We start from the raw sequence: 14,769 nt of genomic DNA, 5'->3' as shown, positions 1-14,769 counted from the left end.
TGCGTGTTTTATTTCCTGCTCGCGCTCTTGGCCGTGCAGTCCTTGCACCGGCCGAAGATCGCGAAGTGCTTCATATCGGTGTCGAACCCGAAGCTCTCCCGCAGTTGCGCCGTGAAGTCGGCGGCGACCGAGACATCCGCCTCGATGACGTTCCGGCAGTCCCGGCACACCAGGTGGAGGTGATGATGACGGTCGGCGAGATGGTACGTGGGCGCCCCGTGCCCGAGGTGGGCGTGCGAGACGAGCCCGAGCTCCTCGAGAAGCTCCAGCGTCCGGTACACGGTGGAGATGTTGACCCCCGACGCCGTCTTCCGCACTTCCCCGAGGATGTCGTCGGGCGTCGCATGCTCCAGCGAGTCCACAGCCTCCAGCACAAGCTGCCGCTGCGGCGTCAGCCGGTACCCGCGCTGCCGCAGATCACTCTTCCAGTCAGTGCCTTCGGCACTGCTTCCGGTGCTTCCGGTACTGCTCTGAGTGCTCACCACACTGGAAAGTCTATGGCTACTTGAAGAAGGCGATCCCGTCGTCCGGCATGTCGTCCGGGAGGGCCTTGGCCCAGCGTTCGACGTCCTCGGGGCTGACGACCTTCTTGAGCTGGGCGGACATGTAGGGGCGGAGGGGGACCTCGGGGGTCTGCTTCTCGCCGACCCACATGAGGTCGCTCTTGACGTAGCCGTACAGGCGCTTGCCGCCGCTGTACGGGCCCGAGGCCGCCGTGCGCGCGACCGCGTCCGTCACCAGGTCGATCTGGGGCTTCTTGTCGGCCAGCTCGCCGTACCAGACCTCGACGACGCCGTCGTCGCGGACCATCACGACCTCGACCTTGCGGTCGGAGTCGATACGCCAGTAGCCGGTCTCGGTCTCCAGCGGCTTCACCTTGTTGCCCTCGGAGTCCAGGACCCACGTACGCGAGTGGTACTCGAGGAAGTCCCGCCCGTCGTGGCTGAAGCTGACTTCCTGGCCGAAGTTGCACTTCTCGGCACCGGGGAAGTCGTGGACACCCGCGCCGGTCCAGCTGCCGAGCAGGAAGGCGAGGGGGACCAGGTCCTTGTGGAGGTCGGACGGGATCTCGATCATGATCAGCTCAGAAGTCTCGTACGTGGGTGATGGGGGCGTCCGTGACGGCGCTCAGCGCTGGCCCTGGTACAGCTTCTTCACGGTCAGCCCGGCGAAGGCGAGAACGCCGACGCAGACCAGGATCAGCAGAACCTCGAAGAAGATCTCAAGCACAGGGTGCTCCTTGAATGAGCGGGGTTGGGCGTAGGGCCCGTACACAGAGCCGGGCTCCAGCTTACGCGGCCGTGCTTCGGCTCTTGGTGTGAGGTCGCTCGCGAGGTAGCGCGTGAGGGGGCGCGACTAGGCTGCCTCCTATGGCGAAGAAGCTCGTGATCAAGGTGACAGCCGGGGCGGACGCTCCCGAGCGGTGCTCGCAGGCGTTCACGGTGGCGGCGGTCGCCGTGGCCAGCGGGGTGGAGGTCTCACTCTGGCTGACCGGTGAGTCGGCGTGGTTCGCGCTGCCGGGCAAGGCCGCCGAGTTCGAGCTGCCGTACGCGGCTCCGCTCCCCGACCTGCTCGAATCGGTACTGGCCGGCGGCCGGCTCACACTGTGCACGCAATGCGCGGCCCGGCGGGACATCACCGAGAAGGACGTGATCGAGGGCGTACGGATCGCGGGAGCGCAGGTCTTCGTGCAGGAGGCGCTGGCGGACGACACCCAGGCGCTCGTGTACTGAGCCGCCCTACTCCGGCGTCTCCACCCACAGGCAGAAGGGGTGACCGGAGGGGTCCAGCAGTACCCGTACGTCGTCCTGCGGCTGATACTCGGCGAGCGTCGCGCCCGCCGCGACGGCCCGTGCGGTCTCGCCCTCCAGGTCGTCGACCTCGATGTCGATGTGCAGCATCATCTGCTGGTCACCGGGTTTGCGCGTGGGCCAGACAGGCCGGACGTACTCCCGCTCGGTCTCGAAGGCGAGCGAGACGCCGTCCCCGTCCCGGGGCCCGATGAGCACCCAGTCAGGCTCGTCGCCACGTACCTCGTACCCGAGCAACCGCACGTAGAAATCGGCCAGTTGATGCGCGTCGTGCGCGTCGAGCACGACGGTGGACACCTTCGTACGAGTCATGACCCAGTTCTAGCGGCGGCGCTTCGTACCGTCGAGTCCTACCGCTCTTACCGTCCAGGCCGCCGCTTCTTGCCGTCCAGCTCGTCCCACCACTCGTCGGACTTCGGGTCTCCGGAGGGGTCGTCCCACCAGCGGTCGTCCGGGCCGCGCCGGTTGGCGACCATGGCGGCGAGGGGCGGAATCACCATCGCCACGACGCACATCCCGACGGCCACGGGCATCGACCAGAGCCGCACGACTCCCCAGGCCAGGACGAAGAGGCCGATGCACGTGCCCATCATGGCGAAGTAGGCGTGGCGCCGTCGTGCGTACATACATCCAGCGTAGGCCCGGAGAGGCCCGGAGTTCCGGGCAGGCCGAAGGGCCGCACCCCGACCAAAAGTGGTGGCGTCCAACTCCCAGGGGTGCGGCCCTTCGGCCCTTTCATACGGCGCGTGCCGTCGGACCGTTCAAACGGCGATCCGACGGCAATCAGGCGTCGTTCAGACGGCGATCGCGACCTCGGACAGCCCGCCCGTCTGGGCGACGACCGTACGGTCCGCGGTGCCGCCCGGGACCAGGGCGCGTACGGTCCACGTGCCCTCGGCCGCGTAGAAGCGGAACTGTCCGGTCGCCGAGGTCGGGACCTCGGCGGTGAACTCGCCGGTCGAGTCAAGCAGGCGGACGTAGCCGACCACGGGCTCGCCGTCCTTGGTCACCTGGCCCTGGATGGTGGTCTCACCGGGCTTGATCGTCGAGGCGTCGGGGCCGCCGGCCTTCGCTCCACACATGTGCTGCTCCTGAGAGTCTGAGAGGTAGTTGAAAGGTCGGGGGCTTACTTGTTGGCGCCGAGCTCGATCGGCACGCCGACGAGGGAGCCGTACTCGGTCCAGGAGCCGTCGTAGTTCTTGACGTTCTCGACGCCGAGCAGCTCGTGCAGGACGAACCAGGTCAGGGCCGAGCGCTCACCGATGCGGCAGTACGCGATGGTGTCCTTGGCGAGGTCGACCTGCTCCTCGGCGTAGAGCTCCTTGAGCTCGTCGTCCGACTTGAAGGTGCCGTCGTCGTTGGCGTTCTTGGACCACGGGATGTTGCGGGCGCTCGGCACGTGGCCGGGGCGCTGCGACTGCTCCTGCGGCAGGTGGGCCGGGGCGAGCAGCTTGCCGCTGAACTCGTCGGGCGAGCGGACGTCGACCAGGTTCTGGGCGCCGATCGCGGCGACGACGTCGTCACGGAAGGCGCGGATCGAGGTGTCCTGCGGCTTGGCCTTGTACTCGGTCTTCGGGCGGTTCGGCACCTGGGCGCCGTCGACGAGGTCGCGGGAGTCCAGCTCCCACTTCTTGCGGCCGCCGTCGAGGAGCTTGACGTTCTCGTGGCCGTACAGCTTGAAGTACCAGTAGGCGTACGAGGCGAACCAGTTGTTGTTGCCGCCGTAGAGGACGACCGTGGTGTCGTTGGCGATGCCCTTCTCCGACAGGAGCTTCTCGAAGCCCTCCTGGTCGATGAAGTCACGGCGGACCGGGTCCTGGAGGTCCTTGGTCCAGTCGATGCGGATCGCGTTCTTGATGTGGTTCTTGTCGTACGCGGACGTGTCCTCGTCCACCTCGACGACGGCCACACTCGGGTCGTCCAGGTGCTCCTGGACCCAGTCCGCGTCAACCAGGACGTCGCTGCGGCTCATTCTGTTTCTCCTCCGGAGCAGTTACGGCGGGGCGGTACGTCGATGAGTGGGTGCGGTACGCGCAGGACAGCGGCGGCGTACGTGGCGCACGGGGGTGGCCCTGACCTGGTGAGCGCGTCAAAGGGCCCGGGGATCGCGGAAGACGGCGCTTCCGCTCAGAAGGTGCGACAGAGCATGGCGGCGACACGGCACAGGTCTACTGCCCGCCGCTTCGTCAGATCCGCCTGCTGTCGCTTCATGGGGTCGATCGTAGGGAGGGTGGGGCTGGCATGTCACCGGCGTGTCGGATGATGAGACGCGATTGTCCGCGATGCGGGATGGAGGAGCGGGTGGAGTGGCGTCCGGTCGCGTTCGTACGGGCCTTGCAGACGCGTCGTCTTCATCGCATCTGCTAGGCGGACGGGGGCGTCTCGCCTTTCGGACAGCGGGGGTTTGGTACGCGCACCGCCGCCCCGCATCGACTGCCGTCCTACATCGACTCGACTGCCGTCTTACATCGACTCCCGTCCTACCCGGCGAGTGTGACGTCCGAACCCTTCACCGTGATGTCGACGCCCTTCGGGGCCGCTTCGACCTTGTCGAGCTTGATGCCGCCGGGGAGGCCGTCGATGCGCTGCTGGAAGTCGGTGACCGTGCGGGCCTTGTCCTCGGCGAGCTGGACGCCGAGGTCGGGGAGCGAGTCGGCGCGTGCCCTGACGACGTCGCCCTCGACGCTGACAGTGCTCAGCACGGAGACCGGCCGGGGGAGCTTGTTGCCGAGCACCGTCGCCTCGACCTCGACCTTGATCTTGCCGTTGCCGCCGTCCGAGAGGCCTACGACCTTGGCGGTGACGCCGCTCACGAGCTGTACCGGTTCCGACTTGGCGGCCTTGAGGAGTTCGTCGTACGAGATCGTGGCCGTGCCGGTGGCCGAGTCGGCGGTGGCGGAGCTGTAGTCGCCGGAGAAGGCGACGCCGCGCATCTGGGCGGTGAGGTCGTCGATACGGATCTTTTCGGGGCCGGTGTTCTGGGCGGTGCCGCCGGTGTCCGCCTCGTAGTTCTGGATGCCTACCTCTATCTCGTCGAGTTCGCCGCCGACGACTTGGGTGAGGAAGGGGAAGCCCTTGATCGACACGTTGGGGGTGCTGGCGAGGCCCTCGCTGGTCTTCAGCTGGTCCGCGGCCTCGTCTTCGGCGAAGCCGACGGCTACGCGGTCGGCGATGACGAAGAGTCCGCCGAGGATGACGGCGACGATCAGGAGTATTCGCAGTGCGCGCATGTCTTGGTGTTTCCCCCACCTCGGCATCGACGGCCTCTGGTGGCCGTCGAGCGAGGGTAACTCGGGTGGGGGGTTGGGGGGTGGGGGTGGGGTGGGTTGTCGATCAGCTGTGACGGTTGGTTCGGCGGGTTGTTTTCGCCCCCGCCGCCCTTACCCGTCCCATACCAAGGGGCTCCGCCCCTGGACCCCGCTGGGGGATCCGCCCCCAGACCCCTCGGGGCTGCGCCCCTGGCCCCGCTCGGGGCTCCGCCCCGGACCCCGTTCGGGGGCCAGCCCCCGAACCCCCGCTCCTCAAACTCCCCCAGCTACCGCTGGGGGGACCCCCAAGGGGCTGATTTTTGCGGCCGAACTTTGTCAGCGCAGGCCCGCATCAATCAGCCCGTCTGGGGGCACCTCCCAGCGGTAGCTGGGGGAGTTTGAGGACGAGGCCGCCAGGCCGATGGCGGGGTCTGGGGCGCAGCCCCAGCGGGGTTCCAGGGGCGGAGCCCCTGGTGGGGTTCGGGGCAACGCCCCGAGGATGGGACGGGTAGGGGCGGCGGGGGCGAGAAAACCCCGCCCTCAGCCCAGCGCCCTGCCCAGCAAGTACACCGCTGGAGCCGCCGCCGCCAGCGGCAAGGCAACTCCCGCCGTGAAGTGGACGAAACGGGACGGGTAGTCGTAGCTGGCGACCCGGTGGCCGATCAGGGCACAGGCGCCGGCCGCGGCCCCGAGGAGGGCACCGTCCATGCCCAGGTCGGTCAGACCACCGGCCACGAGGCCAACACCCGCCGCCGCCAGCAGGGCAACCAGCACCGACGCCGGCGTCGGCAGAGGAAGCGCGCGGGCAAGGATCGCCGCCGCAACCGCCGCCCCACCCACCGTCACCGCGTCCGGGACCGCCGCGAGATGCCCAGTCGCGAGGATGGCCAACGCCGTCGAAGCGACCGTGGCCATCAGGCCGTACATCCGCTCGTCGGGTTCGGCCCGGCTACGGAGCTGGAGGACCAGTACGAGCAAAACCCACACGCCGAGCGTGCCGAGAATCGCGGCGGGGGCGTGTTCACGCCCGGCCGAGAGCAGCACGGCATCCGCCGTGAGCGCGCCCGCGAAGGCCAGCGCGATCCCTTGCCGGGCGGGCCACATACCGTTCAGCCGGAACCAACCCGCCGCGGTGACGGCCTGCAAGATCACCAGCGGAACGACGAGTGCGTACTCGCCGACCGCCGCCGTTCCCGCGAGCAGCAACCCGAGTACCGCCGTCAGCACGGCCGGCTGCCCGCCCGGTTCGATGATCGGCGAACGCCCTTCGGCTCGGGCCCGCTGGGCGTCGGTGACGCGGGGGTTGCCGGTGAGGGTGGGCGGTCCGTAGCCGGGGGCGGAACCGGAGGCAGGGCCAGCGGCAGCCGGATCGCCAACTGCCGCCGACGCGGGCGCAGTTGCGGGCACGGACGCAGGTGCAGCGGCAGACGCGGGCGCGGGCGCGAAGTCCCCGTACGCGGGCCCCTGCACGTACCCCTGGCCCTGGTCCGCTTGATCCCAAGCCGAAGCCTGGGCCCCGTACCCCTGGGACGACTGGTCCGAAGCCGGAACATGAGCCCCGTACTCCCGGGACCGCTGGTCCGAAGCCGGGGTGGGAGCCCCATATCCCTGAGGCCGCAGATTCGAAGCCGGAGATTGAGTTCCGTACCCCTGGGACCGCTGGTCCGAAGCCGAACCCGGAGCCCCGTACCCCTGAGACGGCAGATCCGAAGCCGGAACCCCGTACCCCTGGGCCTGGGACCGCTGGTCCGACACCGGAGCGGGAGCCCCAAATCCCTGGGACCGCCGATCCAAATCCGGAGATTGAGCCCCGGACTCCCGGGACCGCTGATCCGCCGACGGCGCCGCATAACCCGACGCCTGGCCCTGAGCCCCGTACTCCCCAGCCCCGCGATCCCACCCGGAACCAAGAACCCCGTACCCCTGCCCCGTCCCATACACCGGCTCAGCCGGAGCCTGATCAGGAGCCGGAGCCGGACCCGGATTCGAACCCGGAGTCGGAGCCGGACCCGCATCCGGCGCTGCAGCCGGAACCGCGTTCGGCGCCGCAGCCGGAGTCGGGGGCCGAGCCGAAGACGGCCCCACACCCGCACCCGGAGGCGGAGCCGCAGCCGCATTCGGCCCCCCGGCCGGAGGCGCAACCCGCACCGGACGCGCATGCGTCTGCGTGTCCCACGTCTGCCCCTCCCACTGCTGCGTCTGCTGCTGCGGGTCCTCGTCGGAGGCCTGCTGCCCGGGCCAGCGGGGCTGCTGCTGATGGGAGCCGTGCCCCTCACGGGAGCCGCGGCCCTCGTGGGAGCCATGCCCCTGAGGGGAGCCGTGGCCCTCCTCGGACCCACCCTCGCCCCTGCCCTCGGCGTCGCTCGAGCGGGGCGACCCCCACTGCTGGTTGCTCATGATGCCCGTCACCCTCCTGCGAACGGCGGGAGCACCTCGACCGTGCCGCCCTCGGCCAGCCGTACCGTCTCATGCCCGCGGGTGCCCACGGGGTCACCGTCGATGAGGAACGAGCATCGCCGCAGGACGCGGACGAGTTCGCCGGGGTGTCGTTCGCGCGCCGCGTCGAGCGCTTCGGCGAGGGTCTCCGCGTCGTACGGCTCCTCGGCGACGCCGGCGGCGGCCTTGGCGGCGGCCCAGTAACGCACCGTGCCCTGTGCCATCAGGTTCCTCGATCAGTGAGTCAGTGAGTCAGTCGGTAACTGTCATGGTTACGGTCGGCACGAACAGGCTAGTGCGCGGCCGACGCCGCCCACGCACCGATCCGCCCCAGCAGCGCATCGTCCGCCGCGTGCTCCGCGTGCCCCATACCCGCCTCCAGCCACAGCTCGGCGTGGCCCTTGCCCGCGGCGGCCAGCATCCGGGGGTGGTCCAGCGGGAAGTAGCCGTCGAGTTCGCCGTGGACGATGAGCAGGGGGATCGGGGCGATCAGCGGGACCGACTCGACCGGGGAGAGCGGGACCGGGTCCCAGTCGCGGTGGTGGATCCGGGTGCGCAGGCCGTAGCGGCTGATCGTGCGGCCGAGCGGGCGGGTCACCACCCAGTGGAGGCGGCGCATGGGCTTCGTACCGCGGTAGTACCAGCGCGCGGGGGCGCTCACCGACACCACCGCGTCCGTATACGCTCCCGTGCGCCCCACTTTCTCCTGGGCTGCCCCTCGGCGGTGCATCGCCGCATGCCGGAGCACCACCGATCCGCCCATCGAGAAGCCGACCGTGGCGACGCGGGTGTGGCCGAGCTCTCGTGCCCAGGCGACCGCCGCCGCCAGATCGAGCACCTCCCGATCGCCCACCGTAGAGAGCCCGCCTGAGGCCCCGTGGCCCCGAAAGGAGAACGTGACGACGGCCGCGTGCTCCGCGAGAAGACCTGCCACCCGACGTACGTGTGGCCGGTCGAGATCCCCGGTGAACCCGTGCGCGACGACGATCGCGGGGTCGCCGGAAAGACGGCTGGAATGATCGCCGGACGGAGCCCCCGAAAGCTCGGAAGGCGGCGCTGACGTGCCCCTTCCAGGCTCGTACAGGGCATCGATCGTGACCCCGTCGACCGTGCGCAGAAACGTCCGCTGTTCGGCTCGCGGGGCTGTCTCAGGTAGTGGACGATTGAAAGATCGCGTCACATGACCTGCCGGACCTTGGTTCATGTGGGCTATTCTGCTGGGCATGAAGGACTCGGGCAGCGTAGCCCCCGGGTCCTTTTGCGCTTTCTGGAGCGATGTATACGAACGCTGTATACGACGCGAAAGTACGACGTGAAGTCGTGAGAGCGCGAGCCGCGGCGCCCGGGGGCGCGGGAGCCGCACAGTGTTCGAAGCAGTGCCGTAAACGTCCTCGCAGGGACCGAGGAGGAACCAGACGTTATGGGCGAGCGAACCATGCACGACCGTAGGACGACCCGGGTAGGTGGGACACGATGAGTTCTCTGCTGCTCCTGACCAATGCCCTTCAGCCGTCGACGGAGGTGCTCCCCGCTCTCGGCCTGCTTCTGCACAATGTGCGCGTGGCTCCGGCTGAGGGCCCCGCTCTCGTCGACACCCCTGGTGCCGATGTCATCCTCATCGACGGCCGCCGTGATCTGCCGCAGGTGCGCAGCCTGTGTCAGTTGCTGCGGTCGACCGGTCCCGGCTGTCCGCTGATCCTCGTCGTGACGGAGGGCGGCCTCGCGGCCGTCACCGCGGACTGGGGCATCGACGACGTGCTGCTCGACACCGCCGGTCCGGCGGAGGTCGAGGCGCGGCTGCGGCTGGCCATGGGCCGCCAGCAGATCGTCAACGACGACTCCCCGATGGAGATCCGCAACGGCGATCTGTCGGTGGACGAGGCGACCTACAGCGCCAAGCTCAAGGGCCGGGTCCTGGACCTGACCTTCAAGGAGTTCGAGCTGCTGAAGTATCTGGCCCAGCACCCTGGTCGCGTTTTCACTCGCGCCCAGCTCCTGCAGGAGGTCTGGGGTTACGACTACTTCGGCGGTACGCGCACGGTCGACGTGCACGTGCGGCGGCTGCGCGCGAAGCTCGGTCCGGAGCACGAGTCGCTGATCGGGACCGTCCGGAACGTCGGTTATCGATTCGTTACGCCGGAGAAGCTGGACCGCACCGCGACCGAGGTCAAGGCCCCGGCAGAGCGGTCAAATCCGGAGGATACGGACGAGACGGCGCACCTGGACGCCACCTCGGACGCCGGGCTCACGACGGAGGCCGAGGAAGCCGCCGTACGACCTGCCCAGAGGTAGGTCCATCCGCGTAGACTCCGCGCGTGGCCAAGGTGACTCGGGATGATGTGGCGCGACTGGCGGGTACTTCCACCGCCGTCGTCAGCTATGTCATCAACAACGGACCCCGGCCGGTCGCCCCGGCCACGCGCGAGCGTGTACTCGCCGCGATCAAGGAGCTGGGGTACCGGCCCGACCGGGTCGCCCAGGCCATGGCCTCGCGGCGGACGGACCTCATAGGCCTGATCGTGCCGGACGCGCGCCAGCCGTTCTTCGGCGAGATGGCGCACGCGGTCGAACAGGCCGCCTCCGAGCGCGGAAAAATGGTGCTCGTCGGCAACTCCGACTACGTCGGCGAGCGCGAGGTCCACTATCTGCGGGCCTTTCTCGGGATGCGGGTCTCCGGGCTGATCCTCGTCAGCCATGCGATGAACGACCTCGCCGCCGCCGAGATCGAGGCGTGGGACGCCCGGGTGGTGCTGCTGCACGAGCGGCCCGAGGCGATCGACGACGTCGCGGTCGTGACGGACGACATAGGCGGCGCGCAGCAGGCCACGCGCCACCTCCTGGAGCACGGTCACGAGTACGTCGCCTGTCTGGGCGGCACCCCGGAGACGCCCACCGTCGGTGACCCGGTGTCCGACCATGTCGAGGGGTGGCGGCGTGCGATGCAGGAAGCCGGCCGGTCGACTGAGGGCCGCCTCTTCGAGGCCCCCTATAACCGTTACGACGCCTACAAGGTGGGCCTCGAGCTGCTGTCCGGGCCGCAGCGGCCGCCCGCGATCTTCTGCTCCACCGATGACCAGGCGGTCGGTGTGATGCGGGCGGCGCGTGAGCTGCGTATTGATGTGCCGGGGGAGTTGGCTGTCGCCGGGTTCGACGACATCAAGGAAGCGGCGCTTACTGATCCGCCGATGACGACGGTCGCCTCCGACCGGTCGGCGATGGCTCGAGCCGCCGTCGACCTCGTCCTGGACGACGGGCTGCGGACGGTCGGCTCTCGCCGGGAGCGGTTGAAGCAGTTTCCTTCGCAGTTGGTTGTGCGGCGGTCCTGCGGTTGCGGGTAGCTCCGCGAGTTAGCTCCGCAGGGAGGGCAGTTTTCGGGTGCGGGTCCGTTGTGGCTGGTCGCGCAGTTCCCCGCGCCCCTAACGGGGCTCAGGGAGCCGCTTGCTTTCAGAGCCGCATGATGTGACAGTCCCGCGCCCCTTGCGGGGCGCTTTTATATCGGGCAAACGCGGTTCTGGTGGGCTTCTCAGGAGGGACTCAGGGAGCTCTCATGGTTGGGGGCCAAGCTCTGAGTCATGACCGAGAGCTTCCGCCGCAACGGCGAGTACCCCCAGGGCGAACAGCAGCAGTCCGCGTACTCCCAGCAGGAGCACGCCACTTCCCAGCAGGAGCCCGCCGCTTTCGCGGGAACCTCCGCGGGATCCCCCGTAAACCCGGAGTGGCCGCCTCCGCCGGCGCACGAGCCGCAGCATGGCCCGCAGGCCGCCGCCCCCACCGCTCTCCTCAACGAGCCGGTCTCCTCCCGCGCCGCCCGCCGCGGGCGTGCTCGAGGCCCGCTGGCGTTGCTGGCCGCCGTGGCGATAGCCGCCGCGGCTGTGGGCGGCGGTACCGCGTACGCCTTTCAGGAGCTGAGCGGGAACGACACCGGGGTGACCACCAGTTCCACCGCGAACGTCGTGCCCACCGCTCAGAAGGGCACCGTCGCCGGGGTCGCCCAAGCGGTCAGCCCGAGCATCGTTGAGATCAATGCGACCTCTGCGGTGGGCGAGTCCACCGGGTCCGGCGTGATCATCACCGGCGACGGCGAGATCATCACCAACAACCACGTCGTCTCCGGCGCCGACTCGATCAAGGTGCGGACGAGCGACGGCAAGTCGTACTCCGCGGAGGTCGTCGGCACCGACAGCAAGAAGGACCTGGCGCTGATCAAGCTGAAGGACGCCTCCGGGATGAAGGCCGCGACGCTCGGCAACTCCGACGGCGTCAAGGTGGGCGACCAGGTCGTGGCGATCGGCTCCCCCGAGGGCCTGACCGGCACCGTGACCAGCGGCATCATCTCCGCGCTCGACCGTGACGTCACCGTCTCCACGGAGCAGGACCAGGGTCAGGGCCAGGGCCAGGGCGGCGGCAACGGCCAGTGGCCGTTCGGCTTCGGCGGCCAGGAGTTCAACGGTGACACCGGTTCGTCGACGACGACGTACAAGGCGCTCCAGACGGACGCCTCCCTCAACCCCGGCAACTCCGGCGGCGCGCTGATCGACATGAACGGCAACATCATCGGCATCAACTCCGCGATGTACTCGCCGGCTTCGGCCACCTCGGCGAACGCGGGCAGCGCCGGTCTCGGCTTCGCCATCCCGATCAACACCGTCAAGTCCGACCTGGACACGCTGCGGGCCGGCGGTTCCGACAGCTGAACCCCCTCCGACCGGTAGGAGTACGTCATGATCAAGCAGGTTTCGCACACGGCGGCCGGCACCGACCCGGCCGGGTTCGCCCTGGCCCTTGAGGTGGCGTACGCACTGCACGCGCCGCAGACGCGGGCGCCGGAGGTGTCTGCGGCCCCTCAGATGATGGGCCTGCGCACCACTGCCGCCCGCCCGCACCGCCGCAAGGTGCCGCTGAACCGGCTCACGACGCTGCGCGGCTGATCCCGCCCGGCTCCTCCCGCCCTTTACGCGCCCACCGGGAACCATGCGACGCTGACAGCGTTCAGCACCTTCAGTCGTCCCATGTCGTCCCATGTCGTCCACCGCACCCGAGGAACCCGAAGCCCATGAGCCCCGCCGAAGGCGACCGTGACATCCAGCGCATCCTGATCGTCGACGACGAGCCCGCCGTGCGTGAAGCACTCCAGCGCAGCCTCGCCTTCGAGGGATACGACACGGAGGTCGCGGTCGACGGCGCGGACGCGCTGGAGAAGGCGACCGCGTACCAGCCCGACCTGGTCGTCCTCGACATCCAGATGCCCCGCATGGACGGCCTGACGGCCGCGCGCCGCATCCGCGGGGCCGGCGACATGACGCCGATCCTGATGCTGACGGCCCGCGACACGGTCGGCGACCGGGTCACCGGGCTCGACGCCGGCGCCGACGACTACCTGGTCAAGCCCTTCGAACTCGACGAGCTCTTCGCCCGGATCCGCGCCCTGCTGCGCCGCAGCTCGTACGCGGCGTCCATCGCGGGCGCCACCCAGGACGACGAGGCCATGACCTTCGCCGACCTCCGCATGGACCTCGCCACGCGCGAGGTCACGCGGGGCGGGCGGCAGGTGGAGTTGACCCGTACGGAGTTCACGCTCCTGGAGATGTTCATGGCGCACCCGCGCCAGGTCCTCACCCGCGAACAGATCCTGAAGGCGGTCTGGGGCTTCGACTTCGAGCCCTCCTCCAACTCCCTTGACGTGTACGTCATGTACCTGCGCCGCAAGACCGAGGCGGGCGGCGAGCCGCGCCTGGTGCACACGGTGCGGGGGGTCGGGTATGTGCTGCGATCGGGCGGCGCGGAATGAAGGGAGTCCCGAAGGTCGTACGGCGCCTGCGGTCGCTGCCGATTCGCTCGCGCTTGGCGTTGCTGGTGGCCGCAGCGGTGGCGTTCGCGGTGGCGGCGGTTTCGGTGGCTTGCTGGTTCGTTGTGCAGACGAAGTTGTACGACGAGCTGGACGACGACCTGATGGGGAAGTCACACAAACCACAATCGATCGCAGAGATCCAGAGGCTCCTCAGCACCTGCCCCGAGACATCGAGCGACACGGATGGCTACCAGCGCCGGAGCGACTACTACTTCCAGTTGGTCAAGGCCGATGGCACCCCCTGCGCCTTTGGCGACTCCGCGGGCACGGTGAAGGTCACCGACAGCGACATCGATGCGATCGAGAACGCCTCCTCCGGCGGGCGATTCCGCGACGGCACCGACAGCGACGGCAATCACGTACGCGTGCTGACGATTCCCCTCGGCGAGGTGAGCATCGGCGACCAGGTTGTGTCCGAGGGCACCGCCCTCCTCATCGCCTACCCCCTCCACAGCACCGAGTCCACCCTCAATGAACTCGCCCTGCTCCTCCTCGCCGTCTCCGGTATCGGAGTGGCGGGCGCGGGAGTGACGGGCCTGTGGGTCGCCCGAGCAGGCCTCCGCCCCGTCGACAATCTCACCGAAGCCGTAGAACACGTGGCCCGCACCGAAGACCTCACCATCCGCATCCCGGTAGAGGACGCCAGCGAGGACGAGATCGCCCGCCTCTCCCGCTCCTTCAACTCGATGACGGCGTCCCTGGCTTCGTCCCGCGACCTGCAACAGCAGCTGATCGCGGACGCGGGCCATGAACTCCGTACGCCACTGACCTCGCTCCGTACGAACATCGAACTCCTCAGCCGCAGCGAGGAGACAGGCCGGGCGATCCCGCCGGAGGACCGCAAGGCGCTGCTCTCCTCCGTGAAGGCCCAGATGAGCGAACTGGCGTCTCTGATCGGCGACTTGCAGGAACTGTCGCGCTCGGACTCGGGCCAGCAGGGCGACCGCGTGCAGATCCTGGACCTCCAGGAAACGGTGGAGTCGGCCCTGCGCCGCGCCCGCCTGCGCGGCCCGGAACTGACGATCACGGCAGACCTCCAGCCCTGGTACGTACGCGCCGAACCGACAGCGCTGGAGCGGGCGATCGTGAACGTCCTCGACAACGCGGTGAAGTTCAGCCCCGACGGCGCCACGATCGACGTAAACCTCAAGGCCGGCGAACTGACGGTCCGCGACCACGGCCCCGGCATCCCCACCGAAGACCTCCCCCACGTCTTCGACCGCTTCTGGCGTTCCCCGTCCGCCCGCGCCCTCCCAGGCTCTGGCCTCGGCCTGTCCATCGTGGCCCGCACAGTCCAACAGGCGGGCGGCGAGGTGACATTGACCCCGGCGGAGGGCGGCGGAACGGTGGCGACCATCCGGTTGCCCGGCGCCCCGACACCGCCGCCCGCGCTGGACTGAGCCGGTCCTTCCGGACCGCGCCGGAC

At 69.2% G+C, this 14,769-nt stretch carries 18 protein-coding genes; 7 read left to right on the top strand and 11 right to left on the bottom strand.

Features of this window, described 5'->3' with window-relative positions; all coding sequences use genetic code 11:
* Positions 1-8: 8 nt before the first annotated feature.
* Both ACQEVY_RS25835 and ACQEVY_RS25830 read right to left on the bottom strand, forming a co-directional pair.
* The gene (locus tag ACQEVY_RS25835; protein WP_432955390.1) at positions 9-482 is read right to left on the bottom strand and encodes a Fur family transcriptional regulator; all 474 of its coding nucleotides are present in this window, start codon (positions 480-482) and stop codon (positions 9-11) included.
* 19 nt (positions 483-501) lie between these two features.
* A complete protein-coding gene (locus tag ACQEVY_RS25830; protein WP_432951830.1) occupies positions 502-1,077 on the bottom strand; it encodes an FABP family protein in 576 nt (191 codons plus the stop codon).
* A gap of 293 nt (positions 1,078-1,370) precedes the next feature.
* Between ACQEVY_RS25830 and ACQEVY_RS25825 the strand changes: the two genes are divergently transcribed.
* Positions 1,371-1,733, top strand: coding sequence for a DsrE family protein (locus ACQEVY_RS25825; RefSeq protein WP_432951829.1), 363 nt, complete (start codon positions 1,371-1,373; stop codon positions 1,731-1,733).
* A 6-nt stretch (positions 1,734-1,739) separates the two neighbouring features.
* On the opposite strand, the gene ACQEVY_RS25820 is transcribed toward ACQEVY_RS25825, so the two are convergent.
* From ACQEVY_RS25820 to ACQEVY_RS25780, 9 genes are all read right to left on the bottom strand, one after another.
* On the bottom strand, positions 1,740-2,123 hold the full coding sequence (locus tag ACQEVY_RS25820; protein ID WP_432951828.1) for a VOC family protein: 384 nt from the start codon (positions 2,121-2,123) through the stop codon (positions 1,740-1,742).
* Between the two features lie 47 nt (positions 2,124-2,170).
* Positions 2,171-2,437 (bottom strand): DUF3099 domain-containing protein, encoded by a 267-nt coding sequence (locus tag ACQEVY_RS25815; protein ID WP_328770673.1) that lies wholly within the window; start codon positions 2,435-2,437, stop codon positions 2,171-2,173.
* Between the two features lie 168 nt (positions 2,438-2,605).
* Positions 2,606-2,893, bottom strand: coding sequence for a DUF1416 domain-containing protein (locus ACQEVY_RS25810; protein ID WP_190087958.1), 288 nt, complete (start codon positions 2,891-2,893; stop codon positions 2,606-2,608).
* Between the two features lie 44 nt (positions 2,894-2,937).
* Positions 2,938-3,783, bottom strand: coding sequence for a sulfurtransferase (locus tag ACQEVY_RS25805; protein WP_328770672.1), 846 nt, complete (start codon positions 3,781-3,783; stop codon positions 2,938-2,940).
* Between the two features lie 155 nt (positions 3,784-3,938).
* A complete protein-coding gene (locus ACQEVY_RS25800) occupies positions 3,939-4,022 on the bottom strand; it encodes a putative leader peptide (RefSeq protein WP_352376456.1) in 84 nt (27 codons plus the stop codon).
* A 269-nt stretch (positions 4,023-4,291) separates the two neighbouring features.
* Positions 4,292-5,041 carry an LmeA family phospholipid-binding protein gene (locus tag ACQEVY_RS25795; protein WP_432951827.1) on the bottom strand — a complete coding sequence of 250 codons (750 nt, stop codon included), beginning with the start codon at positions 5,039-5,041 and terminating at the stop codon, positions 4,292-4,294.
* A gap of 558 nt (positions 5,042-5,599) precedes the next feature.
* Positions 5,600-6,814, bottom strand: a complete 1,215-nt coding sequence (locus ACQEVY_RS25790) for a hypothetical protein (protein WP_432951826.1) — start codon at positions 6,812-6,814, stop codon at positions 5,600-5,602.
* Positions 6,815-7,464: 650 nt separating this feature from the next.
* Positions 7,465-7,719 (bottom strand): MoaD/ThiS family protein, encoded by a 255-nt coding sequence (locus ACQEVY_RS25785; RefSeq protein WP_328770670.1) that lies wholly within the window; start codon positions 7,717-7,719, stop codon positions 7,465-7,467.
* A gap of 68 nt (positions 7,720-7,787) precedes the next feature.
* Positions 7,788-8,699, bottom strand: a complete 912-nt coding sequence (locus tag ACQEVY_RS25780; RefSeq protein WP_432951825.1) for an alpha/beta hydrolase — start codon at positions 8,697-8,699, stop codon at positions 7,788-7,790.
* A gap of 269 nt (positions 8,700-8,968) precedes the next feature.
* On the opposite strand from ACQEVY_RS25780, the gene ACQEVY_RS25775 reads away from it, so the two are divergent.
* From ACQEVY_RS25775 to ACQEVY_RS25750, 6 genes are all read left to right on the top strand, one after another.
* Positions 8,969-9,787, top strand: a complete 819-nt coding sequence (locus ACQEVY_RS25775) for a response regulator transcription factor (protein WP_432951824.1) — start codon at positions 8,969-8,971, stop codon at positions 9,785-9,787.
* 23 nt (positions 9,788-9,810) lie between these two features.
* Positions 9,811-10,833: a LacI family DNA-binding transcriptional regulator gene (locus ACQEVY_RS25770; RefSeq protein WP_432951823.1), complete on the top strand. Its 1,023-nt coding sequence runs from the start codon at positions 9,811-9,813 to the stop codon at positions 10,831-10,833.
* Positions 10,834-11,067: 234 nt separating this feature from the next.
* On the top strand, positions 11,068-12,189 hold the full coding sequence (locus tag ACQEVY_RS25765; RefSeq protein ID WP_432951822.1) for a S1C family serine protease: 1,122 nt from the start codon (positions 11,068-11,070) through the stop codon (positions 12,187-12,189).
* Between the two features lie 27 nt (positions 12,190-12,216).
* Positions 12,217-12,423 (top strand): hypothetical protein, encoded by a 207-nt coding sequence (locus ACQEVY_RS25760; protein ID WP_432951821.1) that lies wholly within the window; start codon positions 12,217-12,219, stop codon positions 12,421-12,423.
* A gap of 125 nt (positions 12,424-12,548) precedes the next feature.
* Positions 12,549-13,283 carry a response regulator transcription factor gene (locus tag ACQEVY_RS25755; RefSeq protein WP_165343071.1) on the top strand — a complete coding sequence of 245 codons (735 nt, stop codon included), beginning with the start codon at positions 12,549-12,551 and terminating at the stop codon, positions 13,281-13,283.
* A complete protein-coding gene (locus ACQEVY_RS25750; protein ID WP_432951820.1) occupies positions 13,280-14,743 on the top strand; it encodes a sensor histidine kinase in 1,464 nt (487 codons plus the stop codon). The genes ACQEVY_RS25755 and ACQEVY_RS25750 overlap by 4 nt, the downstream gene beginning before the upstream one ends.
* The last annotated feature ends 26 nt before the right edge of the window (positions 14,744-14,769 follow it).

This window comes from Streptomyces sp. CA-288835, from assembly GCF_050936385.1.
In the GTDB taxonomy this organism is placed as follows: Bacteria; Actinomycetota; Actinomycetes; order Streptomycetales; family Streptomycetaceae; genus Streptomyces.
The sequence above is the reverse complement of the archived record's forward strand: the minus strand, read 5'-3'. Positions and strand labels throughout refer to the sequence as shown.